The 26,016-nt window shown below is 41.5% G+C and carries 24 protein-coding genes and 3 pseudogenes; 9 read left to right on the top strand and 18 right to left on the bottom strand.

All coding sequences use genetic code 11. The annotated features are described in order from the left end of the window. Positions 1-123: 123 nt before the first annotated feature. The gene (locus V7K76_RS11735; RefSeq protein WP_334774943.1) at positions 124-1,311 is read right to left on the bottom strand and encodes a tetratricopeptide repeat protein; all 1,188 of its coding nucleotides are present in this window, start codon (positions 1,309-1,311) and stop codon (positions 124-126) included. Positions 1,312-2,067: 756 nt separating this feature from the next. Between V7K76_RS11735 and clpB the strand changes: the two genes are divergently transcribed. From clpB to V7K76_RS11720, 3 genes are all read left to right on the top strand, one after another. Continuing rightward, positions 2,068-4,686: an ATP-dependent chaperone ClpB gene (gene clpB / locus V7K76_RS11730; RefSeq protein ID WP_334774942.1), complete on the top strand. Its 2,619-nt coding sequence runs from the start codon at positions 2,068-2,070 to the stop codon at positions 4,684-4,686. Positions 4,687-4,974: 288 nt separating this feature from the next. Further along, positions 4,975-5,862 carry a glycosyltransferase family 2 protein gene (locus V7K76_RS11725; RefSeq protein WP_334774940.1) on the top strand — a complete coding sequence of 296 codons (888 nt, stop codon included), beginning with the start codon at positions 4,975-4,977 and terminating at the stop codon, positions 5,860-5,862. 121 nt (positions 5,863-5,983) lie between these two features. Next, entirely contained in the window at positions 5,984-6,139 is a 156-nt protein-coding gene (locus V7K76_RS11720) for a hypothetical protein (protein ID WP_334774939.1), read from the top strand. 78 nt (positions 6,140-6,217) lie between these two features. On the opposite strand, the gene minE is transcribed toward V7K76_RS11720, so the two are convergent. The 13 genes and pseudogenes from minE to V7K76_RS11655 all read right to left on the bottom strand — a co-directional run bounded on the left by minE (position 6,218) and on the right by V7K76_RS11655 (position 16,811). Next, complete coding sequence (gene minE, locus V7K76_RS11715) at positions 6,218-6,511, bottom strand: cell division topological specificity factor MinE (RefSeq protein ID WP_334774938.1); 294 nt, start codon at positions 6,509-6,511, stop codon at positions 6,218-6,220. Between the two features lie 36 nt (positions 6,512-6,547). Next, positions 6,548-7,354, bottom strand: a complete 807-nt coding sequence (gene minD, locus V7K76_RS11710; protein ID WP_179067073.1) for a septum site-determining protein MinD — start codon at positions 7,352-7,354, stop codon at positions 6,548-6,550. A gap of 172 nt (positions 7,355-7,526) precedes the next feature. Beyond that, positions 7,527-8,594: a septum site-determining protein MinC gene (minC, locus tag V7K76_RS11705; RefSeq protein ID WP_334774937.1), complete on the bottom strand. Its 1,068-nt coding sequence runs from the start codon at positions 8,592-8,594 to the stop codon at positions 7,527-7,529. 108 nt (positions 8,595-8,702) lie between these two features. Continuing rightward, entirely contained in the window at positions 8,703-10,025 is a 1,323-nt protein-coding gene (locus tag V7K76_RS11700; protein ID WP_334774936.1) for a four-carbon acid sugar kinase family protein, read from the bottom strand. 56 nt (positions 10,026-10,081) lie between these two features. Then, positions 10,082-10,744, bottom strand: coding sequence for a hypothetical protein (locus V7K76_RS11695; RefSeq protein WP_334774935.1), 663 nt, complete (start codon positions 10,742-10,744; stop codon positions 10,082-10,084). Positions 10,745-10,782: 38 nt separating this feature from the next. Further along, positions 10,783-10,977 (bottom strand): annotated as a pseudogene (locus V7K76_RS11690) (DUF29 family protein); the annotation flags it as partial. Between the two features lie 181 nt (positions 10,978-11,158). Further along, a pseudogene (locus V7K76_RS11685) lies at positions 11,159-11,476 on the bottom strand (DUF29 domain-containing protein); the annotation flags it as partial. Positions 11,477-11,799: 323 nt separating this feature from the next. Next, positions 11,800-12,579, bottom strand: a complete 780-nt coding sequence (gene pstB, locus V7K76_RS11680; RefSeq protein WP_334774934.1) for a phosphate ABC transporter ATP-binding protein PstB — start codon at positions 12,577-12,579, stop codon at positions 11,800-11,802. Between the two features lie 84 nt (positions 12,580-12,663). Beyond that, positions 12,664-13,545 (bottom strand): phosphate ABC transporter permease PstA, encoded by an 882-nt coding sequence (gene pstA, locus V7K76_RS11675; RefSeq protein ID WP_334774933.1) that lies wholly within the window; start codon positions 13,543-13,545, stop codon positions 12,664-12,666. Between the two features lie 71 nt (positions 13,546-13,616). Next, positions 13,617-14,618 carry a phosphate ABC transporter permease subunit PstC gene (gene pstC, locus V7K76_RS11670; protein WP_334774932.1) on the bottom strand — a complete coding sequence of 334 codons (1,002 nt, stop codon included), beginning with the start codon at positions 14,616-14,618 and terminating at the stop codon, positions 13,617-13,619. Positions 14,619-15,056: 438 nt separating this feature from the next. After that, entirely contained in the window at positions 15,057-16,100 is a 1,044-nt protein-coding gene (gene pstS, locus V7K76_RS11665) for a phosphate ABC transporter substrate-binding protein PstS (RefSeq protein ID WP_334774931.1), read from the bottom strand. Between the two features lie 139 nt (positions 16,101-16,239). Next, positions 16,240-16,371: pseudogene (locus V7K76_RS11660) on the bottom strand (DUF29 family protein); the annotation flags it as partial. Between the two features lie 158 nt (positions 16,372-16,529). Next, complete coding sequence (locus V7K76_RS11655) at positions 16,530-16,811, bottom strand: hypothetical protein (protein ID WP_334774930.1); 282 nt, start codon at positions 16,809-16,811, stop codon at positions 16,530-16,532. A gap of 22 nt (positions 16,812-16,833) precedes the next feature. Here V7K76_RS11655 and V7K76_RS11650 point away from each other — a divergent pair, with 22 nt between their 5' ends. Beyond that, positions 16,834-17,247 carry a LuxR C-terminal-related transcriptional regulator gene (locus V7K76_RS11650; protein ID WP_334774929.1) on the top strand — a complete coding sequence of 138 codons (414 nt, stop codon included), beginning with the start codon at positions 16,834-16,836 and terminating at the stop codon, positions 17,245-17,247. Between the two features lie 486 nt (positions 17,248-17,733). On the opposite strand, the gene V7K76_RS11645 is transcribed toward V7K76_RS11650, so the two are convergent. Then, positions 17,734-18,687: a stage II sporulation protein M gene (locus tag V7K76_RS11645; protein WP_334774928.1), complete on the bottom strand. Its 954-nt coding sequence runs from the start codon at positions 18,685-18,687 to the stop codon at positions 17,734-17,736. Between the two features lie 80 nt (positions 18,688-18,767). Here V7K76_RS11645 and V7K76_RS11640 point away from each other — a divergent pair, with 80 nt between their 5' ends. Together V7K76_RS11640 and V7K76_RS11635 are read left to right on the top strand one after the other, a co-directional pair. Further along, positions 18,768-19,613: a hypothetical protein gene (locus V7K76_RS11640; RefSeq protein WP_334774927.1), complete on the top strand. Its 846-nt coding sequence runs from the start codon at positions 18,768-18,770 to the stop codon at positions 19,611-19,613. Positions 19,614-19,659: 46 nt separating this feature from the next. Continuing rightward, positions 19,660-20,445: an RDD family protein gene (locus V7K76_RS11635; protein WP_334774926.1), complete on the top strand. Its 786-nt coding sequence runs from the start codon at positions 19,660-19,662 to the stop codon at positions 20,443-20,445. Positions 20,446-20,592: 147 nt separating this feature from the next. Here the strand turns inward: V7K76_RS11635 and V7K76_RS11630 are convergent, their stop codons facing one another. The 3 genes from V7K76_RS11630 to V7K76_RS11620 all read right to left on the bottom strand — a co-directional run bounded on the left by V7K76_RS11630 (position 20,593) and on the right by V7K76_RS11620 (position 22,356). Beyond that, entirely contained in the window at positions 20,593-21,000 is a 408-nt protein-coding gene (locus V7K76_RS11630) for an HNH endonuclease (RefSeq protein WP_334774925.1), read from the bottom strand. Then, positions 20,997-21,353: a hypothetical protein gene (locus tag V7K76_RS11625; RefSeq protein WP_334774924.1), complete on the bottom strand. Its 357-nt coding sequence runs from the start codon at positions 21,351-21,353 to the stop codon at positions 20,997-20,999. The genes V7K76_RS11630 and V7K76_RS11625 overlap by 4 nt, the downstream gene beginning before the upstream one ends. A 211-nt stretch (positions 21,354-21,564) precedes the next feature. Next, on the bottom strand, positions 21,565-22,356 hold the full coding sequence (locus V7K76_RS11620; RefSeq protein ID WP_334774923.1) for a DUF1868 domain-containing protein: 792 nt from the start codon (positions 22,354-22,356) through the stop codon (positions 21,565-21,567). A 244-nt stretch (positions 22,357-22,600) separates the two neighbouring features. On the opposite strand from V7K76_RS11620, the gene holA reads away from it, so the two are divergent. From holA to V7K76_RS11605, 3 genes are all read left to right on the top strand, one after another. Beyond that, positions 22,601-23,590 carry a DNA polymerase III subunit delta gene (gene holA, locus V7K76_RS11615; protein WP_334774922.1) on the top strand — a complete coding sequence of 330 codons (990 nt, stop codon included), beginning with the start codon at positions 22,601-22,603 and terminating at the stop codon, positions 23,588-23,590. Between the two features lie 109 nt (positions 23,591-23,699). Further along, positions 23,700-24,182, top strand: coding sequence for a DUF4168 domain-containing protein (locus tag V7K76_RS11610; RefSeq protein WP_334774921.1), 483 nt, complete (start codon positions 23,700-23,702; stop codon positions 24,180-24,182). A 97-nt stretch (positions 24,183-24,279) separates the two neighbouring features. Beyond that, a complete protein-coding gene (locus tag V7K76_RS11605; protein WP_335029787.1) occupies positions 24,280-25,821 on the top strand; it encodes a phytoene desaturase family protein in 1,542 nt (513 codons plus the stop codon). The last annotated feature ends 195 nt before the right edge of the window (positions 25,822-26,016 follow it).

Below are 26,016 nucleotides of genomic sequence, written 5' to 3'. Positions count from 1 at the left end.
AATTCAGGAGTCAGAATTCTTCTTCAATTATTCCCTGGCGGGCATGGAAGCCAACAGATAAGCTATTTCCAGCTTAAGTTGACACCAATGGGCACTGCCCTGCCCCTACGGGTGTACTCACATCTACATCAATTCCATCTCCTGTAACCCTTGCCGTAGCCTCTTAGCTTCTTCAGGATTATACCTTTCATGAAGAGCGATCGCTTTTCTAAAAGCTGTTAAACTATCTTGATGATTGCCAACTTTCAGCAATACTACTCCTAAATTTTGGTAGGCTTCGGCATAGTTAGGATTTAACTCGATTGCATTTTGATAATAGGCGATCGCATCTATAAATAAACCCAAAGCTTTAAATGTCATCGCCAGATTATAATGCCCAAAAACAAAAGTCGGGTCAATTTTCAAAGCTGTGGCGTAAGCAGTTTTCGCACCGTTAAAATCTCCTGCTGCTTTGAGTAAGTTACCCAAGTTGTTGTATGCTCCTAATTTGAGCATGGGGTAAATTGGCAATTTGATGGCAGCTTGATAATGAGAAATAGCTTGTGGAAATTTTTGTAATCGGCTGTAGGCAATGCCTAAATGATAGTGGAGTTCATATAAAATATCGTAGTTTTCTTCAACAACGGTGATTCCTCGCCGAAGTAAATCCATACCTTGGGTAATTTTCCCAGTTTCCACATACAATGCCCCTAATTTACTGCAAACATAAGGGTCATCAGGATGAGTCGCAAGAAACCCTTCCATTGCCGTCGCGGCTTTGGCATATTTGTTATTTTGAGCGATCGCATTTTTTTGATATCCTGTGTGTAAAAGTGCCACCCCTGGTAAATAACCTACTTGCCAATGGGGTTCTTTGGTTAAAATTGCTGACACACTATCATCCACTAAGGCATGGTAAGGACGGTCAAAACGAATATCTGGATGATTGCGGAATAGCCTGGAAACCAGAGAATAGGGAGATTGTTCTGCACCAACTTCCTGGCGGACGAGGTTGATTAGCAGATATTCATCTCTAGCGATCGCCTCTTGTAACTGCGGTACAATTCCTGGTGTTAGAGTTTCATCGGCATCTAATACTAAAATCCAATCACCACTCACATATTTTAAAGCGGCATTGCGGGCAGCACTGAAGTCATTACACCATTTAAAATGATGCAATTTTGCACCGAGTTGTTGAGCAATATAGGGAGTGCGATCAATTGAGCCTGTATCCAATACTACCATTTCATCCACTACTTTTCTGACACTGTTCAGGCATTTAGGTAGTGTTGCTGCTTCGTTTTTCACAATCATGCACAGACTCAAACTCATAATTTAAAAATTGGGAGTGGTGGGATGAAGGATATGAAGGGGATATTCCATTGTTTGGGAGCATCTACTTTTGGAAGAAACACCGGGCGATTGGAAATCGCGGCTACACAAATGAAGTCCGCCTACGCGGACTCTCTGAAACCCGCGCAGGCGGGTGCCGGTTTGTATAGCCCCAGACTTCTAGTCTGAGGGCGATCCGCCAAAAGTGGATGCTCCCCATTGTTTTTAAAATAGGTTAGCTGCTTTCTGTGAATCTGCGTAGATATTTACTCATGCAGAGAAGCAATCTTATATTATCTCGAATCCCGTGAGTTGTCTTTGGATAAAATAGAATTATCCATTTGTAAAAGTAGTATCGGTGGTGAACTTGTTTGTCAGACGGAAACACTACCGATTAAACACTCTAATCCATTGCTATCAATCGATTCAATCTATTCTATATTAAAGTAACTGTAGAGAGTTTGTGAATCGCTATTACGCGGCGATTTCGCACAATGAGCCAACCATCGTTGTGAATACTGCCAAGCCCCTAAACGATCATTTCGATTTGATGCAGGTTTAAGTACAATAATTGAGAATTGCACATAGGAAATGGGAACTAGGGGAAAATACGACTTTTACAAGACGTGAACACCGATCTAGGCGATCGCTCTCCTGTTCTTACAATATCTATGTGAGAACAGAGATTTTCTTGACTTGGTGTTCTGGTAGTAGCCTCTGATAAGCTACTGCGCCTCTACGTTCCTGAAAAAGCCTATGCAACCTACTAATCCTAACCAATTTACAGAAAAAGCCTGGGAAGCGATCGCCCATACCCCCGATATTGTTAAACAATATCAACAACAGCAAATTGAAAGCGAACACCTGATGAAGGCGTTGCTAGAACAAGATGGTCTAGCAACTGGAATTCTCACCAAGGCGGGTGTTAATCTTCAAAAACTGCGCGATCGCACTGAACAATTTTTGCAACGTCAGCCAAAAGTATCAGGTAATAGTACCTCAGTATACTTAGGGCGCAGTTTGGATACACTTCTAGATCGAGCCGATGGATATCGCAAAGAGTTTCAAGATGAATATATTTCAATTGAACACTTATTGCTGGCTTACCCTAAAGATGACCGCTTTGGCAAAGCTTTATTCCAAGAATTCGGTTTAGACGAAGGTAAGCTCAAAAATATTATTAAACAAATTCGGGGGAGCCAAAAAGTGACCGACCAAAATCCAGAAGGCAAGTACGAAGCACTGGAAAAATACGGACGTGACCTCACAGAAGCCGCCCGGAAAGGTCAACTTGACCCAGTGATTGGGCGAGATGATGAGATTCGTCGGACGGTGCAAATTCTCTCTCGCCGCACCAAGAATAATCCTGTGCTAATTGGCGAACCAGGTGTTGGTAAAACTGCGATCGCTGAAGGATTAGCACAGAGGATTATCGCCGGTGATGTACCTCAATCTCTCAAAGACTGCAAGTTAATTGCTTTAGATATGGGTGCTTTGATTGCAGGGGCAAAATTCCGGGGTGAGTTTGAAGAACGTCTGAAAGCAGTATTAAAAGAAGTTACTGAATCTGCCGGCAAGATTATTTTATTTATTGATGAAATTCACACCGTTGTTGGGGCTGGTGCAACCCAAGGCGCGATGGATGCTAGTAACTTATTAAAACCAATGTTGGCGCGGGGCGAATTGCGCTGTATTGGGGCGACAACCCTGGATGAATACCGCAAACATATCGAAAAAGATGCGGCATTAGAAAGACGCTTCCAACAGGTTTATGTCGATCAGCCCAGTGTAGAAGATAGTATTTCAATTCTGCGCGGGTTGAGAGAACGTTATGAAAACCACCACGGGGTAAAGATTTCTGACAGTGCTTTAGTTGCCGCCGCCGTATTGTCGAGTCGATATATTAGCGATCGCTTCCTCCCTGATAAAGCCATCGACTTGGTAGATGAAGCCGCCGCGAGATTAAAAATGGAGATTACCTCCAAACCAGAAGAACTCGACGAAATTGATCGTAAGATTCTGCAATTAGAAATGGAGAAGTTATCACTCAAAAAAGAAAGTGATGCAGCTTCTCGTGAACGTCTAGAAAAATTGGAAAAGGAAATTGCCGATCTCAAAGAAGAACAAAGAACCCTAAATACTCAATGGCAATCTGAAAAAGATATTATTGACAAAATTCAGTCTGTGAAAAAAGAGATTGAACGAGTCAACTTAGAGATTCAGCAAGCAGAACGCGACTATGACCTTAACCGCGCTGCTGAGTTGAAATACGGCAATTTAACCAGTTTGCATCGTCAATTAGAAGCAGTAGAAGCGGAATTGGCAAGCACTCAAAGAAGTGGTAAATCACTATTACGGGAAGAAGTCACCGAAGCAGATATTGCCGAAATTATTTCTAAATGGACAGGGATTCCGATCAGCAAGTTGGTGGAATCTGAGAAAGAGAAATTGCTAAACTTAGAAGATGAACTGCACCACCGCGTCATTGGCCAAGAAGAAGCAGTCACAGCTGTCGCGGATGCAATTCAGCGATCGCGCGCTGGATTAGCCGATCCCAATCGTCCCATCGCTAGCTTTATTTTCCTTGGGCCTACGGGTGTGGGTAAAACTGAGTTGGCGAAAGCGCTAGCGGCGTATATGTTCGATAGTGAAGATGCGTTGGTGCGAATCGATATGTCAGAGTACATGGAGAAACACGCCGTTTCTCGCTTAATCGGTGCGCCTCCAGGATACGTGGGTTATGAAGAAGGCGGACAACTTACGGAAGCAATTCGCCGCCGTCCTTACTCAGTAATTCTTTTCGACGAAATCGAGAAAGCACACCCGGATGTCTTTAATATCTTCTTGCAAATTCTCGATGATGGTCGCGTTACTGATGCCCAAGGTCATAAGGTGGACTTTAAGAACGCTATTATCATCATGACCAGCAACATCGGTTCGCAGTACATTCTTGATGTCGCCGGGGATAACGCCCACTACGACGAAATGCAGCGTCGAGTCATGGAAGCAATGCGAAATAGCTTCCGTCCAGAGTTCCTGAACCGGATTGACGAAATCATCATTTTCCACGGTTTAGATAAGAAGGAATTGCGACAAATTGTGCTATTGCAAGTGGAAAGATTGCGCCAAAGACTGGGCGATCGCAAAATATCCCTGAAACTCTCGGATGCTGCACTTGACTTTTTAGCAGAAGTAGGATATGACCCAGTATATGGGGCGCGTCCACTGAAGCGGGCGATTCAGCGAGAGTTAGAAACGCAAATTGCCAAATCCATATTGCGCGGCGAATTCAACGACGGTAACACCATCTTTGTAGATGTGCAGAATGAAAGGTTGTCGTTTAGCCGTTTACCAGTTGAGGTGTTCACTGGATAATTAAACCTCACAAATCACATACAAAAACCCGTTTTCTCACAGAGATCGGGTTTTTGAATTATTTTAGGGGAAAAGTGGGAACCCTAAATTACAATACAGTTCACATAAGACCAAAACACTTATAGAGACGGCGATTTATCGCGTCTCGAAAACCCAAAATTGTTGCCAGTAGCCCTTAACTGAACTGTATTGCCGTAAATTATGTTCATCAAAGGAATTGGGAAAACTCTTTCCCAGTCCCCAGTCCCCAGTCCCCAGTCCCCAGTCCCCATTCCCCATTGATAACTAATGATTAGTATAATTACACCAGTTTATAACGGTGAGAAATTTATAGAATCCTGCCTTCAAGTTGTCATTAACCAAAATTTTGCGGAAGTCGAGCATATCATTGTTGATGGCGGCTCAACTGACACAACAATAGATATTATCAAATATTACGCCAATCAACATCCTCACATTCGCTGGATTTCTGAAAAAGACCAGGGACAATCAGATGCGATGAATAAAGGAATTGCTATGGCGCAAGGAGCGATTATAGGCATTTTAAATGTTGATGATTTCTATGAGCCAAATGTTCTTAGCCGCATTTCAGAACTCTTTACAAATCTACCAGAACCTAGCTTGATTGTTGGTAATTGTAATATGTGGGATCATCGAAACAACTTAATTCAGATTAATAAGCCTAAGCGACTACGACCAGTTGATTTATTGATGGAAAAGCAAATTAATAATGATGGCATGATTGATGTTACTTTTCCGGTTAATCCATCGGCTTACTTCTACCACAAATCATTGCATCAAAAAATTGGAGTTTACAAAGTTGAAGAGCATTATGTAATGGATATAGATTTCTTACTGAAAGCAGTTAAAGTAGCTCATGTGAAATATTTTAATGAACTTTGGGGGAATTTTAGATATTATCCAGGAACGAAAACTTTTGATGATTCTATAGATGGAACAAGTCAAACGCGAATCCAACAGTTGTTTAAGGATTATGCTAAAACACTCCCATTAATTGAGCAATGGGAAATACATTTGAATCGAATCATGATTTTTATTACATTAAGAATTTTCTATTTTTATAAGTATCCGCAAAGATTACCTCAATCCATTAGGAGTCGATTCATGAAATCGATTTCGTATTTCATGCATAAGACAGCAATCACTGGGGACTGAACTCATCCCACAACTACAAAAACATCGCCTGTATGGCGACATGCTGCGCGTTTGCTCGGTTTCATAAAAAGCCGTAGGGAAATCGAAGTTATTAGTACCAATGACTAAGAATCAATGACCAATGACTAAATCGGCGGAAATTCCGCCGATTTTCTTGGAACCCACCACTGATTGTGTAGCTAAGGGACTTCCAAATAAAAAAGGGCAAAGACGAGATTGCTTCTCTACACTGCGTTTCGATCGCAATGACCGATCATCACTGTGTAAGTCCTATTAGATATACAATTTCAATTAAATCCCCGGCTGAAATGTCTTTAATTTTGAATTTTGAATTTTGAATTGTTAAGAATTACCCCTACGGCTTATCACCTCTTTCCCACTCAGGTATGGCACCTTTCACCCGACGGATGGGTAAATTGGCAATTAAAGCTGTGGTTCGTTGGTTGCTTTCTAAGGAGAACTCCAAGCCCTCTGTCTCAATTTCGACATAGCGACAGACGACATCTAGGATTTCTTTTCGCATTTTTTCCAACGTTTGAGGATCTAAGTCAGCGCGATCGTGAGCAATCACCAATTGCAGGCGACGTTTAACTTGGGTTCGACTGCTATCAGCGCCACGAGAAAAAAGTTTTTCTAGAAGTTCAATCATTACGAATAGGTCTGGGGCGGAGACTAGAAAAGTAAGTTAAACAATCTTTGTCCACAACAACCTTCGTAGACGGGCGAAGATGCTGTCTTGGGATGGGTCAATCTCCAGAAATTCGACACTTTCCCCCTCTAATCTACGAGCAATGTTCTCAAAGGCTGTGGCAGCTAAAGAGGGATTTTCCGCTAAAACTAAGGGTTCGCCGCGATTGGTAGATACAATAACACGCTCGTCGTCAGGGATTACCCCGATCAGGGGAATGGCGAGAAGTTCCTGAACATCTTGCACTGACATCATATCATTTGCCTGCACCATTGCGGGTCTGATGCGGTTAATTATTAAATGAACACGCTTGATACCTTGTGCTTCTAGTAACCCCACTACCCGATCGGCATCACGAACTGAAGAAATTTCTGGTGTGCTGACAACTAGCGCTTCTTTTGCCGGGCCGATCGCATTTTTAAACCCATTTTCAATGCCGGCAGGGCTATCAATAATTACATACTGATATTTTTGCGCTAGTGCATTCACCAATAACTTCATCTGTTCAGGTGTGACTGCATCTTTGGAGCGATTTTGGGCTGCCGGCAAGAGTACAAGATTGGGTTGGCGCTTATCTTTCACCAAGGCTTGTTCTAGGCGGCACTCTCTGGCTAAGACTTCCACCGCAGTATAAACAATGCGGTTTTCCAGCCCTAACAGCAAATCCAAATTTCTCAGACCAAAATCTGCATCAACCAAGGCAACTTGACGCCCCATTTTGGCTAAAGCCATGCCCAAATTTGCTGAAACTGTGGTTTTACCCACTCCTCCTTTGCCGGAGGTAATCACAATAATGCGAGTCATGATAGAAATGCGGTCAATGAGGGTTCAGGAAATATAAAACAGTAAATTGCAGTATAAAGTATGAAGTATCGTATCAAGTATGAAGAAATATCTGTTCTCCCTGATGAGGGTGAGGCATGAATATTTGTTTTATTTCATCCTTACTTATATACTTCATTCTTTAAGTAAATATTTATGGTTCTTGATTGCTCTTGGTGAATTGATTTCTAGAAAAATCAGTAGCCCTAGCGATGCGAATTCCTTGGGGCGTAATATGTGCCACCTCTGGAGAAAACTGCATTGGCGGTTTTTCTGGTGCCCTTGCGACGGCATCTGCAATCCGCAGTTGGGTTGGTTCCATTTGCAAGGCCATAATCAGACACTCACTATTGCCTCCAGCCCCAGCATGAGCAATTCCACGTAGGCGACCCCAGATAATAATATCTCCATCTGCAATTACAATACCACCTGGGTTTAAATCTCCCAAGATAATTACTGTCCCAGGATGACGAATTTCTACTCCAGAGCGGACTGTCATTTCTAGATAAAGGGCATCTTCTTGGGGGATGGCTGTAGCTACTGGTTCTGAACTCAGGGAAGTTACGGGCTGTAATTGTTCTACAGAATACCCAGATGTCACGGCAGCGATCGCAGTTTGCCGACGACTCGTCGAGACAGATATGAGTCGCAGTTGGACTTCACTCAAAGCTTCGGCAAGTTCTTGGAGTTGTCTGGCATCTACTAGGCGGTCTTGTGCCATTAAATGCACAGGTGTATTAGATATACGAAAGCGATCGCCTGCACTCAGGCGTTGCCTGATTTGTTGCCAAATATCAGACCAAGTGAGTTCTGAGGCAGATGCTTGAGATTCTGGGGGCAAAATTAATAACAGTCGTCCCTCCTTACTCTTTAACTGGACTTGAGTATTCTCATTTACGCGATGCCCTGGTAATGCTAACTCATTGGGATTTAAATCAGTAAGGATAAAATCTGATGCCGCATCAGGATTTGACTCTACATCCGGTTCAGAAGGATTTGACTCTACATCTGGTTCAGAAGGATTTGACTCTACATCCTCAGGTACAGTATTTGATTTTAAATAAAGGAGGACAGATTTTAACTCAGCATCCGGCAGGATAGAATCTGACTCTACATCAGAAACAGTAGGATTTCTCTCTGCCTCAGAAAGGATAGAGTTTGCTTCTGCATTAGGAAGTGCAGAATTTGACTTGAGATTGGGAATGGCAGAATCAGAAGTCATGGAGTACTAGCCAAAAGACAAAGTATACACAGATTTTGGATTTTGGATTTTTATTGCGTAGCAAGATGTTAGTTTGGTGTGAACCAAAAGATTATTTAATCTAAAATCTCAAATCGGCAAGGTCAATCTCTGATAAACTGTCGCCAACGCCTCAGCATCGCCGACATTACCTGGAAACAGCACCACAGGTAAATTAGGAAATTGGGGATGATCGGATGACGTTAACACCATTGAACAACCAGCTAAAATTTGACCGAGTAAACGGGCTGAAGTTAAAGCTAGTCCAGTACTCAAGACATCGTTTGAAGTAATGCCACCCTTGCTGATTAAGAATCCTATATCAGATGGTAAACCACGCACAATATCCATCAATAGACCTGAAACTTTTTCTCCAAACTCCAATCGTGTCTTGACATCTTTAAAATTTAGTTCCTGACGGCTAGTATAAACCACTGGTGTTTTGCCAGCTTCGTGTGCTACCCGTGTACTTTCTTGAATTTCAGTTAGCAATGCCGCAGATTGATTGGCATCATTAAGTAATCGCGCTACATTGACTTCGATTCCCACCGTTCCTTCTAATTGCAACAGCGCCTCTAATTGCTGAGTAGTCTTTTTCACATGGGAACCAACAATCACCGCACCTGGTTTGCCTTGGCGCACGTACTGCGCCATGTTTTCGGCGGCAATCGGTTGGGGTGGTAAAGCAGCTAAAGCCGTTAAAATACTGGCTGCACTGCGAAATAAAAAGCGTTTACCTTGACTAGCTGCTGCTAATATATCTACTGCAAAGTGGTTGAGATCGGCTTGAGTTTCACCATCGACAACAGCGCACTGATTACCATGAAGTTGTAACAATCGTTCCAAACTACCAGCACGAATATCAGCTAGGAGAAACCTTTCTACAGCTTCGGCACTAATTCGTCCTTGAGTCTTTTCTTCAACGTACTTGGGTAAGTAACTGTGATGGTAGCTGAAGACGGAATCACGGGCAAATTCGGTTTCATGGACTGGGGTGGTTACATCGTCAAGAATCAAGTAATGCACACTATCACGAGTGATACGTCCGCCCTCAAAAAATGCAGGTACGAGAAAATGAGCATCAAAAGGGCCGAGTTCTTGTGCGATCGCATCAGTTTCAATCGGGTAATGTCCCCGCAAAGTAGAATCAGAACGGCTGACAATGAGAAAATCGTCAATTCCTTCAGCATTCAAAGCGATTTTTAGGTTCTGGCAAACTTCTTTGGTGACAGATGCAGCTGACTCTGGCGTTAGCGATCTAGTATTTGTCAGCACAAAGAAAATCGGCGAATCATCCTGTAACCCGCTACGTAAAGTGTCCACATCCCAGTGCATTAGCAGCAAGCAGCTATGGACTGTTTGAGAACCTGTAGGGTCATCATCCAGAACAATGATTTTGGGTTTGTTGCTCATTTAAGTCAATGGGGCGATCGTTTTCTCGGAAATTCATCTACAGAGGTAATCTCTACTTAGCCTTTCTGCAATTTTCTGATTTCTGCTTGCACATCGATCGCAATTTGCAATGATTGATTTAGCAGTTGAGCATATTCGCCTGCTTGACTACTAACTTGCAAAGCTTGCAGACTGGCTAAATTATTCACAAACAACTCTTGGTTATTAGCAAGCAATTTTTTATTATCTCGCAAAATTCGTTCCGTTTTCAGAGCGCGGACTAAATCTTCTCTAATTAGTTGCAAGGCGGCGGTGACTTTATCTCGGTCATGGATACTGCTTTCGGCGTTTCCTGATGCTGCCAATTGGTCATTAATATCGATGGCAGTAACCAGGTCATGATATTTATCAACTTCATCTAAAAGTATTGTCAGTCCTTCAGGACAGGTTAATTGTCGCCACAGCCATCGCCCCACTAATATCGGCATTGGCACTAAAATTAGTAAAAGAATTCCGAATTTAATTGAAGAACCAATTGTTGGCAGAATAATAAACGCATAAATAAACCCAACAATTATTGGCGTTAGCGCCAGCGTCACCAGGATTTCATTGATCAAAAACCCTAATCGCTTCTTGTTATCTCGCAGAACCGAGGGGCGAAAAACGTCTTCTGGATCGAACCCAGTTAAACGTCTCAGTTCCCCCTTGCTAATTTCCAAGCCTATTAAGTCCGGCTGCACGGCTGCATACTCCTATGGAAACCCCAGTTGCGTTCATTTTAATCGGGTTTACCGTGATGATTGTGGTTATATTCAGGAAACCAGTTTTCATCTAAGATTTGTTCTAAAGAGCCAATGGGTATAAGGGGGAATATGTCAATGGTAAGTTGAGAGCGTAGTTTACCGCCGTAGGCATCGCTAGCTTCTGTCCTTGCATCTTGATAACATGCATCAAATATTTCTAAAATGTAAGGTTTTAACCGAGTACCGTGGGTTTAAATTCCCCGGTTCAATAACCGGCAAGTTTTGGGTCGGGGTCTAAATCCCCGGACGCGACGCTCGAGTACTCGCTAACGCTACGCTATCGCAGACTCGCTACCGCAACGCTTTCACAAAACTTAATTACGAATTACGAATTACGAATTACGAATTATTTAAGCTAGGACTATCTTTAAGAGATTTTTTAATTTCTCTGCGAAAAGTCCTGACTTCTCCTTTCCAATGTCCTTGATTGCGTTCTCGTTCTTTATCCCAACACTTGAGTTTTAGTAGATATTCAAGAAGCTTAATTAATAAACTTTCAATTGTTCGCTTCTCCCTTCTACCCATAGTTTCTAATTCTTCTAACAAATTATCTAAATCTACAGATGAAAATTGCCCCGCGCGAAGTTGATTGATAGTTGTCCTGAGCCAGAGATAATAATCTTCGTCGTATAAGGTTTGAGTTGCTGATTGGATTATTGGTTTTACCATACACTAGTGGTCTGTCCCATTAATTTTGAGGGTTAAGAGAACGAACCGCATAGACGCAGAGCGGCTTCCCGTAGAGTAGGACGCATACTCGCAAGCTACGCGCAGCGTCTCGTCAGAGAAGAGCGCAAAGGAAGAAAATTTAAGAATGAGTTCACCCATTATATTTAATAGATGAATTCCTTAGACGTCTCCAGAAATTAAATATGCGTTATCCAAAACCCTTGTAGAGACGTAGCACTGCTACGTCTCTACATTCATTTTCGGAGATGTCTCTTGTAGAGACGGCGATTTATCGCGTCTCTCTAACCGTGTTAAGCCATATTTTAACCGAAACGCCCTGAAATATAGTCGCGGGTGCGGGGGTCTAGTGGGTTGTTAAAGATTTGCTCTGTAGGGCCAAATTCAACCATTTGACCAATGCGACTTTCATCGGTGCTGAAGAAAGCCGTAAAATCAGAGACGCGGGCGGCTTGCTGCATATTATGGGTAACGATCGCAATTGTCAACTCAGATTGTAAACTATGGAGCAGTTCTTCAACTTTCATCGTAGCAATGGGGTCAAGAGCCGAACAAGGCTCATCCATCAGTAGAACTTTCGGTTTGACTGCTAAAGCACGGGCAATACATAATCTTTGTTGTTGACCACCAGAAAGCCCTAAAGCTGATTTATCCAGCTTATCTTTGACTTCATTCCAAAGAGCAGCACTGTGAAGTGCAGATTCGACAATTTCATCTAATTCTAATTTTGAATATCTACCTGCTATTCTCATCCCGTAGGCAACATTTTCATAAATACTTATCGGAAAAGGATTTGGTTTTTGGAACACCATACCAATTTGGCGGCGTAAGCGATTGATGTTGACACGAGGAGCATAAATATTCTGACCAAAAAATTCTACATTTCCTTCAACTTTTACGGGACCTTCTAATTCGCTAATCCGATTAAGAATTTTGATGAAGGTAGATTTACCACAACCACTAGGGCCAATAATTGCGGTTACTTGATTTTGATAAATATCTATTGATACCTTTTCGATTGCTTTTATAGTGCCATAGTAAAAGCTAATATTTTTAACTTTGATGGCTGGAATTAGGTTACTCATGCTTTCCCAAGGTGCGAAACAAAAACAAAAATTTATTCTGACTCCTGAATTCTGAATTCTGACTTCTGAATTCTGAATTCTTCTTCAATTTAGTCTTCTCTGTCTAATAACTAAGCGAGAAAGAATACTTACACATAAAATTAAGCTGAGTAGAACTATAGAAGTAGTCCATACTAATTGACCTTTTTGCGGGTCGGGGTCGTTGTAGAGATTAAAAATCAATACTGGTAAAGAAGCTGTTGGACTTAACAATCCTTCTGACCAATCTAGACTAAATAAAGCCGTAAAAATTAAGGGCGCTGTTTCCCCAGCAGCACGAGCTACAGCTAATAGAATACCTGTAGTAATTCCGGGAATTGCAGCAGTCACAATGATGCGAAAAGTAGTTTGGAAGCGAGTTCCGCCCAAAGCAGCGGAGGCGAGGCGTTGAGATGTGGGAATAAGTTTTAAGGATTCTTCTGTTGTCAGTATAATTACAGGTAGCATAATTACGGCTAAAGCAAAACCACCTGCGATCGCACTAAATCCTTTAGTTACTAAAACTATTACACCATAAGCGAATACGCCGACAACTATTGAAGGCACACCTGTCAGTATATTAGTGATAAAACGAACAAATCCAGCGATGGGATTACCTTGACCAAATTCTGCCAAGAAAATTCCTGTCATAATTCCTGTGGGAATGCTTAAAATAGCACCAATTACTACCATAATTATGGTTCCCAGAATGGCATTACCAAAGCCATTGTCAATCACTGCTTTGACAAACATATCTGATTTCAGTCCAGATATTCCTCTGATGAGAATTTCCCACAAAATTGATAATAAAGGAATGAGTGCTAGACCTGTCAAACCAAAGGCGATCGCATTCATTGCATAAGTAAATATAACTCGTTCCGTTGGCAGAGGGCTGCATAATTCTTTCGCTAAAGATTCATCATTTTCTGACTGGATATAACCACTCATGTTTTTTCAATTTCTGATTGATAAATGTCTTGCTACATTGATATTTGTGGAAATCTTAAAAATAACTAGTATTAGTTATTTTTCCTGCCAACCCACTTAACTAAAAGTACAGCACCAATATTTACAGCTAGAGTCAACCCAAACAAAATCAATGCTAAATAGCTTAAAGCGCCTATATGCAGTCCTGGTTCCGCTTCGGCAAATTCATTAGCTAATACAGAGGGAATTGTATAAGCTGGATTGAGTAGAGAAGCACTGATTTGAGCAGAGTTGCCAATCACCATAGTGACAGCCATTGTTTCACCCAAAGCACGTCCTAAGGCAAGCATGGCTGCACTCACCATTCCAGAAAATCCAGCTGGTAGCAAGACTCGAAAAATTGTTTCCCAACGAGTGCCACCTAAAGCCATAGATGCACTACGTAATTCTTTAGGGATAGCCATTAAAACATCACGAGTAATTGCTGCCATTGTCGGCAAAATCATGATGGCCAGAATAATTCCAGCAGTTAACATATTAGTCCCTGAAGGATCTTCGGTGTTAAAGAGTGGTATCCATTTAAAAGTACTAGCTAGCCATTTTTGGAGAGGTTCAATAACTGGAATAAAAACAAAAATTGCCCACAAACCAATAATTACACTAGGAATTGCTGCAATTAATTCAACAACAAATGCTAGGGTGGTTCGGAGCGATTGAGGTAAGAAATTTTCACTCGTGACTAAGGCTACTGCTATTCCAATTGGGACAGCAAATAAAATTGCGATCGCACTACTTACCAAAGTTCCATAAATATAGGGTAATGCCCCAAAAATCTTATTACCTGTATCCCAATCTTGCCCCCACAAAAACCCTAGTCCAAAGTGCTGAATAGCTGGTAGAGCTTCATGTAAAATTACCCAACTCATCAAAAATAGCACTGCAACGGTAATCACGGCAAAAAAGTATACTAGCCATGTAAAACTTTGGTCAAACCAGAAATTTGTGCCGCCGATAGCTGTGAGATTAAAACTTTCATCATCTAGATTTGAATCATCTGATGAATTTCTGTCGGCTGGTTCTGATGAATTTGCCATTACAAATGAATAAAATAGATTTTTTCTTACTATTAGAGTGAGTTCAAAACTCACTCTAATAGAGCAATCCCAGATAGGGGACTTCCAAATAACAAAATATCCAATTAACTCTTGTGGGGTGGGCGTCTCGCCCGCCTTATGACTGGGCGGGCAAGATGCCCACCCCACAATATTGGATAATTTATTTCTTGGAGTTCACTAGTAGTCTGTCCTAAAAGTTTTGAGAGGTTAGTGGTGTTCAGATCCCCGACTTCTTAAAGAAGTCGGGGATCTAGCAGCCCAGCAAAATTAATGGGACAGGCCACTAGGTTGTGAACAAAAAATAACGAAAACAAACTGCTAAGTATGCATTCGCGTAGCGTCTTGTAGAGAGAAATAGAAGATATTCACAAACAATTTAGGATTGCTGCTGGTGAGGTAAAGCAGTAAGGTTAAAAATTAAGATTTGACAGTGCTATTCACTGTCTGAAGTACCCGATTTACCACATCAGATGGAATTTTGGTGTAATTGAGGTCATCGTTATATTGTTGACCGTCTTTCAATACCCAATTAATCCATTTTTTAATAGCATCAGCTTTAGAAGCATTAGCATACTGTTTGTAAACAATAATCCAGGTGAGTCCTACGATAGGATAACCTTGTCCTGGATCTCCTACGAAAACGCGGTAATTATCTGGAAAATTCACAGTTGATAAAGCCGCATTTGCAGATTCTAAAGAAGGAGCAACAAATTCTCCTTTTTTATTTTGTATCAGTGCTGATTTCAGATTATTTTGGACAGCGTAGCTATATTCTACATAACCAATAGAACCAGGAGTCCGAGCTACTATAGCAGCTACGCCTGGATTACCTTTACCTTTGAGAACGTTTGGTAGATTCCATTTTGGAGCAGTGTTAGCTCCAACTCTGCCTTTAAAATAACCACTGGTTGCACTCAAGTGGTTAGTGAAAATAAAAGTTGTACCGCTACCATCAGCGCGAACAGCAAATTTAATTGTTTGATCTGGTAGATTCACACCCGGATTATCAGCTTTAATTTTTGCATCATTCCATTTGGTAATTTGACCTGAATAAATTGCTGGTAGTGTAGCGCGGGATAATTTGAGACTATTAACGCCTGGAAGATTGTAAACAACAGAAACAGCACCGCCTGCTGTAGGTACTAGGATTGCACCATTCTTGACTTGAGCGATTTCATCATCTTTCATTGCAGCATCACTAGCACCAAAGTCAACGGTTCCAGCGATAACTTGACGAATACCACCGCCACTACCAATTGCTTGGTAGTTAATTTTTAAGTCTGGATATTTCTTCTTGACTTCACGAGCATAACGTTCGTAAAGAGGAGCCGGAAAAGTTGCTCCTGCACCGTTTAAGGTTTCAGCTTGTGCGATCGCACTAAAAAATGGACTCACTGCAATAGAAATTGTCACCACTGAAGTAGCAACAACACGATTCAAGATAGCGGTCGAAAAAATCATATTACCTCTGATTCAAGGAATCTTTTCCTGTTGTAATTCCAGCCTTAAATAGGCTACATTTTTTATGGTTAAAGCTTCTTTAAAAATTGATAAACAAAAAATTAAGATGTGTTTAAATCTTACTTTCAATTAATTTCTACTTTAACAACTTATCTAAATCTACAGCAGAAAATTGCCCCGCACGAAGTTGATTGATAATTGTCCTGAGCCAGAAATAATAATCTTCGTCGTATAAGATTTGAGTTGCTGATTGGATTATTGGTTTTACCATACACTAGCCGAACTCATACTATTTTTTTATTTAGCCAGATCGACTTAGGGTAAACGCCAACTCAATGTGACTTGCAATTGTCCATCAGGCAAAGCTGACATTTCCCATGCACCATCTGGAAGTTCAGAGGCGATGTCTTGCGACAAGCCGCTTTGCGTCTACGCACTCATCATCTTACTGCCATAGCCACCTTTTGGGCGCTCACAGGCGGTAGGTTTGATAGTTGAGGCATTGTTGGCATTGTTGGCGATCGCTAAAATACATTTGACTCCCTGTTGCTCTAAACTAATACACACTTGTGTAGCAGTACCGTGAGGTGGTTGGGCATGTTGAATCACATTATTTAGTGCTTCGCGAAAAAAGCGGTAAATTTCCTCTCGGTGTTCAATCCAAACACTGTTTAATTCTGGTTCTTGTAGAGGCTGAATTTCTGTAATCACTGTTAAAGTTAACTTTCCAGAATTGACTAATCTAAATATCCTGATTTATAGCAGTGAACCCAGTTGGCTGATCAAACTTGTTAAATCTATTAATCGTCACTACGGCGGTTTTGTAATAGTGAATAAAATGGAACGGCGCAAAGCTTTTTTAGAGGGGGTTGAAAGTGCGCTGAATGGAGAATTGAAACTACCTACAGAGTTACGTCAAGAATTAAACTTGAATGAGAAAGAGTTGGAAATTCTCAAACTCCTATGTCAAGAATACTTAACATATCAAGTGATCGCTCATCGTCTTCACATATCGCTCAGGGCTGTTCAAAATCATATCCAACACCTCAAAGTCAAATTGGGTATCGATGAAGTTGAGCAAAAAGATATCAATTCTCGCATTGCCCTTTGTATGACAGCAATTCAGAAAAAACTATTATCATTCTGATTTAGATTGTCGTTTACCAGCATCGATGCCGATATTTATCTGTTTACCAAGTCCATAAGACGTAGGTTGGGTGGAGGGGAGCGCAACCCAACATATAAGCTGTTGGACAAATAACCTTGCATATTACCTGGAATTAAAACTCTTGTGGGGTGGGCATCTTGCCCGCCCTAGTTATGCAAATTAAAAGTACATTAGCTTATCAGGATGTTGGCTTTAGCAAAGCCTCCACCCAACCTACAAATTTTTTGCATTTTGTTCAAAAATCAAATAGTAATCCTATAAAACAGGAGTCAGAATTCTGAATTCTGAATTCTGAATTGGTGAATACTCTACCCATAAAGGGATAGAGTTTTGATTAGGAAGAATATTTTAATTTTTTTCGCGCCACTTGCAGGCAAGGTTTTAAACCAATATTCATTACCCAGTCGTACAGAATTCAATTCTGAATTCTGACTCCTGAGTTCTGAATTATTCTTATAAATTATTTCATGTTTGCTTGCGGCTACAATACATTACTAAAAGTATAAATAATCCTATTCCTGCCAGATATTTAATCGGCTCAGGTATGCTGGGATTAGGTGAAAAAAAGCCTTCGATCGCACCAGCAAGAATCAACATTGGTACAATCCCAAATACTAGCTGCACCGCCTGAGAACCGTAGAATTTCAGTGCATCTCCACGGCGATATTTACCAGGAAACAAAATTGCTCTTGCTAATAAAAATCCCGCACCCCCAGCAAAAAAGATCGCGGGTAATTCCAAGGAACCATGCGGAAACACAAAAGCCCAAAAAGGATAAGCTAGATTATTTTGACCAACTAAAGTACCAACAGCACCAATTAATAAGCCATTAAATATCATCAAATAGGCTGTGTATGCTCCAGCCGTCATGCCACCAGCAACAGCCCCAAAAGACACTGACAGATTATTGATCATGATACCACTGGATGCCAGAGGTTCAACGCCAACAATTGAACCCATCCATAATTTATGCTCATCTCGCACCTTGGTAATCAAGCTTTCAGGTACAATCAAAGGCATAAAGCTGGGGTTTTGCCAGGAATACCACCAAGCCACTAGTGCGCCTAGTAAAAATAGCGCCGTTGCCGCAGCAATGTATACAAAAGATTTCTGAACTACAGATGGTAATCCCCAACGGTAAAACTTTAGGATTGCCTGCCATTCCTGTCGCCGGGAACCTTGGTAAATCTGCGTATATGCACGAGTTGTTAAAGATTGTAAACTTTGGATCAAAGTATTGCCGATTTGCTGAGTGCGGGCACGTGCCAAATCTGCCGCAACTGAACGATATAAACTCGCTAACTCTCTAATCTCTGCTGCTCGTAAGGATTTTAACCCTTTTTTTTCTATCTGCTTTAATAGCGCATCCAAACGCTGCCAATTTGGTTCTCGTCGTGCAATCCAACGTTGAATATTCATGAATTTTGGGAACACTGAATTTAACTTAGTTTAAGATAGCCTCAAATTCATCTCCGTAGTTTCAAGGGAAATTTACCATTATGTCTGAAAACTTTGGATCTTCCGGCCAGATACAACCACTGAGTGTCGGTAACGTTGTGAGTGCTGCGGTACGGTTGTATCGTTCTCATCTGAAGACTTATCTTAACCTGGCTGCGATCGCTCACTTGTGGGTTTTAGTTCCTGTGTATGGTTGGGCAAAATATGCAGCCATTTCTGGACTAATTTCACGCTTGGCTTTTGGAGAATTGATTTACCAACCTGAAGGTGTCCAAACTGCCAGCAGCCATATTAATCCACGTCTTTGGTCATTTTTAAGAGTTGCTTTCCAAGTCGGTGTATCTTTGGCTCTAATTTATTTGGGACTAGCGATCGTGGGCGGTGTAGTAGCTGGCTTGATCGGAGTAGTATTAGCAGGAATATTAGGTAGTTCAAGCGTTATAGTCATAACCACATTGGCAATAATTGTAACGGCAGGCATTATATTATTAGGACTAACCTGGTTCTACTCCCGTTGGATAGTAGCTGAAGTGCCCTTAGCAGTTGAGGAAAATATCAATGGTGGCGAAAGTGTTGCCAGAAGTTGGGACTTAACTAAAGCCTCAGTATTTCGCATTCAGGGCGTTGTTTTAGTTGCTTTTATCGTGACATTTCCGTTGGTGTTTGTATTAAACTATATACCTAGCTTATTCCTAATCAGGCTTGAGCGTGGTACTGCTATTTACTCGATTGTCTATCTTATTTCTGTGATTGGAAGCTTGATCGGTGGAGTTTTAGTCATGCCATTCTGGCAATCACTAAAAGCTGTTTTATACTTGGACTTGCGTAGTCGGCGTGAAGGTCTAGGCTTGCAATTACGAGAACCTCCCTTGCAAGATTTTCGTTAACTCAACATCTTAATCCAACTCTATATAATTTTGAATTGGTTAAAATATGCGCTTTTTTAATCGCATCACATTCCAGACTCCAGAAAGTGTAGAGTTGGAATTTACTTTAGCAGGAATCGGTAATCGAGCTTTGGCACTCCTGATTGATTATGCAATCTTGATTGTAACCTTGCTTGGATTTTTACTTACCTGGACTGTCTTTTCAACGCAACTCTACAATTTTTTTGAAGGCTTAATTACGAATGCTCAGAATTTAGGAATTTGGTTAATCGCAATTTTCTGCTTGATTGCCTTTGCCATTTACATCGGCTACTTTGTATTTTTTGAAACCTTATGGTTTGGGCAAACTCCTGGTAAACGGGTAGCTAAAATTCGCGTAGTTCGAGATGATGGTAGACTCATCGGGCTACAACAAGCAACACTACGCGCCTTACTAAGACCCTTTGATGAAACTTTATTTATTGGCGCTTTTTTAATTATGTTGGGTAGCCGCGAAAAGCGCTTAGGTGATTTGGCTGCTGGCACAATTGTAATTCAAGCCCAAACACCCACTGCATCTGCAACATTGACAATTTCAGAACAGGCAAAGACACTCCATAAACAGTTAGTAGAGATTGCCGATTTATCTCCATTGATGCCAGATGATTTTGCGGTTATTCGTGAGTATTTGCAGCGACGTGATGCAATGTCATTCAAAGCAAGAGCCTCATTATCTTTAAAGTTAGCCGAGCAAGTTGTAGCTATTATTAATTTAGAAAAATTACCAGAAACTGTTACACCTGATGTTTTTTTAGAAGCTGTTTACCTCTTTTATCAACAACCAGAATTTTAGGCTGGAGTTTTTATTTAAATGAGAAGAGTCCTAACCTCCTCCTATGCCTTAATGCCAAGAGTGTTGCTCTCTGCGCTGCTGTTAACCCAGTTAGCACTTTAACTCGCCGCTTTGCGTCTACGCAAGTCAATTAAATAGCTAGTGATCCTAAGAATACTGACCTGCTGAAACCAACCTCTTCCGTTCTTCTAACCGCTCTGATTGATTAAATTGGAGAGTTGCAACAGTTACTCGCCCAACTGCTGTCAATGGTGCGATTTCTGCCCCATTTAATTGAAAGTGATCAGTCCATTTTTGAGTCCTTGGATTGAAAAAGGGTGTTAGTTTCGCCGTTTCAGGATCGATTGACCCCAAATCATTACCCTTTGCACGATTACAATATGGGCAGGCGAGAGCTAGATTGTCTGCCTCAGTAGTGCCACGATGTTTTTCGGCAATAATATGTTCCATCTCAAAGCTAAATAGTGCAGCACTCTGAGGAAATAAGCAGTACTCACACCTTTGCTTGGCTCGTTCAATTACGAGTTTCCGCAAGTGGGCTGATACATAAGTCATGGGTTTTGGCGTAATTGCTCAAATGCATGAGCTTTTGCCATACGAACAAGATGTTCTATGGTCAGATAGCGTTCTAGTTCAGCTTCACCTTTCGCTAAAAGTGCTCCTGCTTTACTCTGTGCTAGCAAATCACTGACACGAGTCTGGAATTCCGGTGAGGGTCGAATTGCCAAAATTTGTTCTGGTGTAGGCTGACTTGCCAACAACCCAATAATCTCCTTCTCATCGAGAAAATTGCCAGACTGTTCGCTTAACAACTCTTGGAGACCGCGTTCTACTATCTCTTGTAATCGGTCTGGGAACTGCTGTAATTGCTGTCCTAGCTCCTCAGATACCTCAACAGTGATTTGCATTATCTAGCTCTGTTGTTTTTCTAATTTAATCTTATTAGTTTAAGTCTAGCTACAAATCTTTACTATGGTCAAAAACGCTTCACAACTGCTTACTCTAAATCGGCTAACCCCAATTGCTTCATTTTCAGGAAGATATAAATAATGAATATAACTAATAATCAGTAGTCAGTGGTTAGTGAGTGGAAACTACTGACTACTGACTACTAATTACTTAAAAATCTAAAATCGGCCAATCTGGTTCACGATAATAGCGTGTCATGTTATCAAACTTTCGCAACTCGACGCGATTGATCGAAAATTCTGGCAAATTAAACAGCCATTGTTCATTCAATTCAGAAAGCATTGTGCTGAAGCTTGCACGGTCTAAGTCAGATGAAACCTCCCCAAAATAGGCTAATGTAACATGGGCTGTAAAATGATAATGCTGCTCAATACCCAAAGCGATTAACTTGGGATTTTGATAAATTGTTCGACGAAATTTAATAATTTCCTCGTAGCAGCGTTCATCTTGAGGTACTAAACAAACGGCTATAGCTCTTGGCATCAGTATCAGTCCCAGCATTTGCCATTGAATTGGATGACTCCTATTTGTCATCAATTGTTGATATTGCTGAAAAATTTCAGCCAAACAAGAATGTAACTCCTCGTCAAATTTGGGATTTTTTTCGTAAGCGTCAAGGTAAGCATTGTCCCAAATTAAATCCGCTAAAGTCAGATGGAAGCTAGCAGCAGGTACAGGTACAATCAAATTACGGTTTACAGGCAACTGTAAAAGTTCCTGTTGGTAAGTCTGTAATTTGGCATAGAAAGCAGAGTTTTGTGATTCTTCTTCTGCCGCAGGCGGGGTAATTAGGGTATAGCCAGGAAAGGACGCTGCTTGTCTCAGCCCAGAATGTGGCTGAAATTTAGAAGATTCCTGAATATGCTGGGCTTGGGATCTGTAGGCTTCTGGCAGCGTCAGTCGTGCTAACCGATTTAAGTAAGTTTGATAGTTGTCGTCCAATCTTCATTGCCTCACGCTCTCACTTGATAGATTTTAGGGAAAATTACCTTAATTAACAGAATGATTTTAAAAGTATTTAGTTTTGGGGATTGGGGATTGGGGACTGGGGACTGGGGATTGGGTATTAGGGATTGGGGACTGGGGATTGGGGACAGAGCAAGGGAGAAGAGTTTTCCCCTCTGCTCCCCGCACCCCGCCCCTCTGCTTCTTGTGCCCCATTCCCAATTTAGTAAGAGGTTGATCTATGCCAATGTATGTTTACTGGGGTGAAGATGATTTTGCGATGGAAAAGGCGATCGCTATTTTGCGCGATCGCGTCCTCGATCCCCTATGGACAAGTTTTAATTACACTGCATTCTCCCCCGATCAAGCTGATGCTGCTATCCAGGGGCTAAATCAGGTCATGACGCCCACTTTTGGGGCTGGTGGGCGCTTGGTATGGCTGATCAATACAACCTTGTGTCAGCAGTGTCCAGAGAACGTGTTGGCAGAATTGGGGCGATCGCTACCTGTGATTCCCGAAAACTCGTTTTTATTGCTCACCAGCCGCAACAAGCCAGATGAACGCCTCAAATCTACGAAATTATTAAAACAGTTTGCGACCGAATTTCGAGAATTTCCCCTGATTCCCCCTTGGAAAACAGAATTACTGGTGCAATCTGTTACTCAAGCAGCCCAGACTGTGGGTGTTAAACTAACTGCCAATACTGCCCAACTGTTGGCAGAATCCGTAGGGAATGATACACGGCTTCTTTACAATGAGTTAGAGAAATTGCGGCTATATGCCCAAGGTAGTAATAAGCCTTTAGATACAGATACCATTACAAAGTTAGTAAGAAATACTACTCAAAATAGCTTACAATTAGCAGCAGCAATCAGAACAGGAGATACAGCTAAAGCTTTGACAACCTTAGCAGATTTAAGCAATGCTTCCGAGCCAGGATTACGGATAGTTGCCACACTGATTGGACAATTTCGCACCTGGCTATGGGTGAAGATTATGATAGAAAGTGGTGAGCGCAATCAACAAGCGATCGCTCAGGCTGCTGATATCGGTAATCCCAAACGGCTCTATTTCTTACAGCAAGAAATCAGATTGCTTTCTGTGCAACAGTTAATCTCTTGCTTGCCCTTACTACTAGAATTAGAAGTGAACCTCAAGCAAGGAGCATCAGAAACATCAACACTCCAGACTAAAATAATCGAACTTTGTCAAGTATGCCGAGGAAATTGACAATCAAATATAAAAACTTGATGTATTGAACAGTTGCCGGAACTTCCAACTCCGAAAATAATTCCAAGTCCTTATAATATCCCTGATGTAGTTCTGGATCACAAACTATATGAAGAAAATTTCTGATTTATTTTCTCTAACTAACCGAAAGCGAATCCTTACACAATCATTCCTTTTCGGTGCGATCGCTACTGTGGGTGTGATTTCTAACGCTTTTTCATTCAGTTCAAAAGCTTATGGTCAAACTCCAGAACCAATCGTTAATAATACTGAAATTGACAGCTACGCTCAAGCCGTGCTAGCAATGGAACCAGCCCGTCAAAATGCCTTTGGGGAAATTAAAAAACTTATTGGCAATGGAGAAATTCCTAAAATTGTTTGTAACGATCCTAACAGCATCAATGGTCTTCCAAAGAAGGCTCAAGATATAGCAGTAAATTACTGTACCCACGCTCAAAAAATTGTCGAAGATAATGGTTTAAAATTTGAACAGTTCAACAAAATTACTATAGAACTCCAAAATAATAATATTTTAAAGAGGCAAGTTTACAATACCCTATTACGCCTACAACAACCTTCTGAGTCTCGATAAGTAGAAAGGCTTTAAACCAAAGCTCGTAGTGAGTTATAGCATTTCCCAACAACGCAAACGAGCTTTAAATTGCCTTGATTAAACATAAAATAGAGAGATGCAGAACACAGATATAATTGTCATTGGTAGTGGTATTGGCGGTTTGAGTTGTGCTGCTCTTTTGGCACGGTATGGCTTTAATGTAATAGTCTGCGAAAGCCACTCTATTCCTGGTGGTGCCGCCCACAGTTTTGAGCGCAACGGTTTCAAATTTGACTCTGGCCCTTCCCTCTATTCTGGACTTTCTTACAGCCCCTCTGCCAACCCTTTGCGACAAGTGCTAGATGCCATTGGTTCTGAACTACCATGTGTAACTTACGATACTTGGGGTTGTTGTCTACCAGAAGGTGATTTTGACACATCAGTTGGTGCCGAACAATTTTGTGAAGTACTGATGAAATTCCGTGGTCATAATGCTGTAACTGAATGGCAGAAACTCCAGCGCGTTATGGAACCATTCGCTAGTGCAGCAATTTCCATACCACCAGCAGCATTACGCTTTGATCTTGGTGCAGCTAGAACTGTGGCTCCTTTTGCCCCATCTTTGGTAAAACATCTAACAGATATCATCAAGTTGACAGGCCCCTTCAGCCGAATTATGAATGATGTTGTTAAAGACCCATTTACTCGAAACTGGCTGAATTTGCTGTGTTTTCTGCTTTCTGGACTGCCCGCAGATGGTACTAGTGCCGCAGAGGTAGCATTTATGTTTGCTGATTGGTATCGACCAGATGCAGTCCTGGAATATCCCATTGGTGGTAGTGGTGCTTTAGTTGACACCCTTGTAGAAGGGCTAGAGCGTCACGGAGGGAAGCTGATATTGGGCGCTCATGTGGAGCAAGTGCTAGTAGAAGGCGATCGCGCCGTAGGTGTGCGTCTGCGCGATCGCCAAGAAATTCGGGCAAGTAGGGCAGTGATTTCTAATGCTTCGGTTTGGGACACACTGAAGCTATTACCAGAAAAGGCAATACCCAAACAGTACCGCACAAAACGACAGGCAACGCCTGAGTGTGATAGCTTTATGCATCTACATCTAGGCATTGATGCTCAAGGATTACAGTCAAATTTGCGGTGTCATTACATCGTCGTTAATAACTGGGAATTGGGCGTAAGCGCACCTCAGAATGTTGTAGTCATATCAATTCCTTCAATTCTCGATCCATCCCTAGCACCACCAGGTAAACATGTGATTCATGTGTATACTCCTGGTAATGAGCCGTATGCTATCTGGCAGGGAATGGATAGAAGGAAGGAAGAATATGCCGAGCAAAAGCGATCGCGTGCAGAAGTAATGTGGCAAGCGCTACAGCGAATCATTCCAGATATTCGCTCTCGTTGCGAAGTCACATTTATTGGTACACCTCTAACTCACGAACGTTTTCTACGCCGTCATCAAGGTTCCTACGGCCCAGCAATTCCGACTGGCTCTGGTATGTTTCCTGGCTCTGGCACACCTCTAGCAGGATTGATATGCTGTGGAGACTCGACATTTCCCGGTATTGGTTTACCAGCAGTCGCCGCCAGTGGGATGATTGCTGCTAATACCCTTGCATCTGTTAATAAGCATTTAGCTATGCTTCAGGATATCAAGTGTATATAACAGCCTAAATTTGAGAAATAGCTGAATGATAGTCGTCTTTTGGAATAGGTTTTATCTTACACTAATTTTGAAAATTGTTCTAAAAAATTTTCTAAGTTCTAATTATTCATAAATTCTTGCTCTAGTTGATAGTGAAGCCGATCTATGCGGAGAGAAGTTGAATATCATTTAGCTTCCTTATCGCCTCTTTTAGTA

The organism is Nostoc sp. (assembly GCF_036917975.1).
Lineage (GTDB): Bacteria > Cyanobacteriota > Cyanobacteriia > Cyanobacteriales > Nostocaceae > Nostoc.
The sequence above is the reverse complement of the archived record's forward strand: the minus strand, read 5'-3'. Positions and strand labels throughout refer to the sequence as shown.

Bases quoted from the DNA above. Each gene is read 5' to 3' on its own strand.
- V7K76_RS11735 (WP_334774943.1), bottom strand. From the start codon at position 1,311: ATGAGTTTGAGTCTGTGCATGATTGTGAAAAACGAAGCAGCAACACTA.
- clpB (WP_334774942.1), top strand. From the start codon at position 2,068: ATGCAACCTACTAATCCTAACCAATTTACAGAAAAAGCCTGGGAAGCG.
- V7K76_RS11725 (WP_334774940.1), top strand. From the start codon at position 4,975: ATGATTAGTATAATTACACCAGTTTATAACGGTGAGAAATTTATAGAA.
- V7K76_RS11720 (WP_334774939.1), top strand. From the start codon at position 5,984: ATGACTAAATCGGCGGAAATTCCGCCGATTTTCTTGGAACCCACCACT.
- minE (WP_334774938.1), bottom strand. From the start codon at position 6,511: ATGATTGAACTTCTAGAAAAACTTTTTTCTCGTGGCGCTGATAGCAGT.
- minD (WP_179067073.1), bottom strand. From the start codon at position 7,354: ATGACTCGCATTATTGTGATTACCTCCGGCAAAGGAGGAGTGGGTAAA.
- minC (WP_334774937.1), bottom strand. From the start codon at position 8,594: ATGACTTCTGATTCTGCCATTCCCAATCTCAAGTCAAATTCTGCACTT.
- V7K76_RS11700 (WP_334774936.1), bottom strand. From the start codon at position 10,025: ATGAGCAACAAACCCAAAATCATTGTTCTGGATGATGACCCTACAGGT.
- pstB (WP_334774934.1), bottom strand. From the start codon at position 12,579: ATGAGTAACCTAATTCCAGCCATCAAAGTTAAAAATATTAGCTTTTAC.
- pstA (WP_334774933.1), bottom strand. From the start codon at position 13,545: ATGAGTGGTTATATCCAGTCAGAAAATGATGAATCTTTAGCGAAAGAA.
- pstC (WP_334774932.1), bottom strand. From the start codon at position 14,618: ATGGCAAATTCATCAGAACCAGCCGACAGAAATTCATCAGATGATTCA.
- pstS (WP_334774931.1), bottom strand. From the start codon at position 16,100: ATGATTTTTTCGACCGCTATCTTGAATCGTGTTGTTGCTACTTCAGTG.
- V7K76_RS11645 (WP_334774928.1), bottom strand. From the start codon at position 18,687: ATGAATATTCAACGTTGGATTGCACGACGAGAACCAAATTGGCAGCGT.
- V7K76_RS11640 (WP_334774927.1), top strand. From the start codon at position 18,768: ATGTCTGAAAACTTTGGATCTTCCGGCCAGATACAACCACTGAGTGTC.
- V7K76_RS11635 (WP_334774926.1), top strand. From the start codon at position 19,660: ATGCGCTTTTTTAATCGCATCACATTCCAGACTCCAGAAAGTGTAGAG.
- V7K76_RS11630 (WP_334774925.1), bottom strand. From the start codon at position 21,000: ATGACTTATGTATCAGCCCACTTGCGGAAACTCGTAATTGAACGAGCC.
- V7K76_RS11625 (WP_334774924.1), bottom strand. From the start codon at position 21,353: ATGCAAATCACTGTTGAGGTATCTGAGGAGCTAGGACAGCAATTACAG.
- holA (WP_334774922.1), top strand. From the start codon at position 22,601: ATGCCAATGTATGTTTACTGGGGTGAAGATGATTTTGCGATGGAAAAG.
- V7K76_RS11610 (WP_334774921.1), top strand. From the start codon at position 23,700: ATGAAGAAAATTTCTGATTTATTTTCTCTAACTAACCGAAAGCGAATC.
- V7K76_RS11605 (WP_335029787.1), top strand. From the start codon at position 24,280: ATGCAGAACACAGATATAATTGTCATTGGTAGTGGTATTGGCGGTTTG.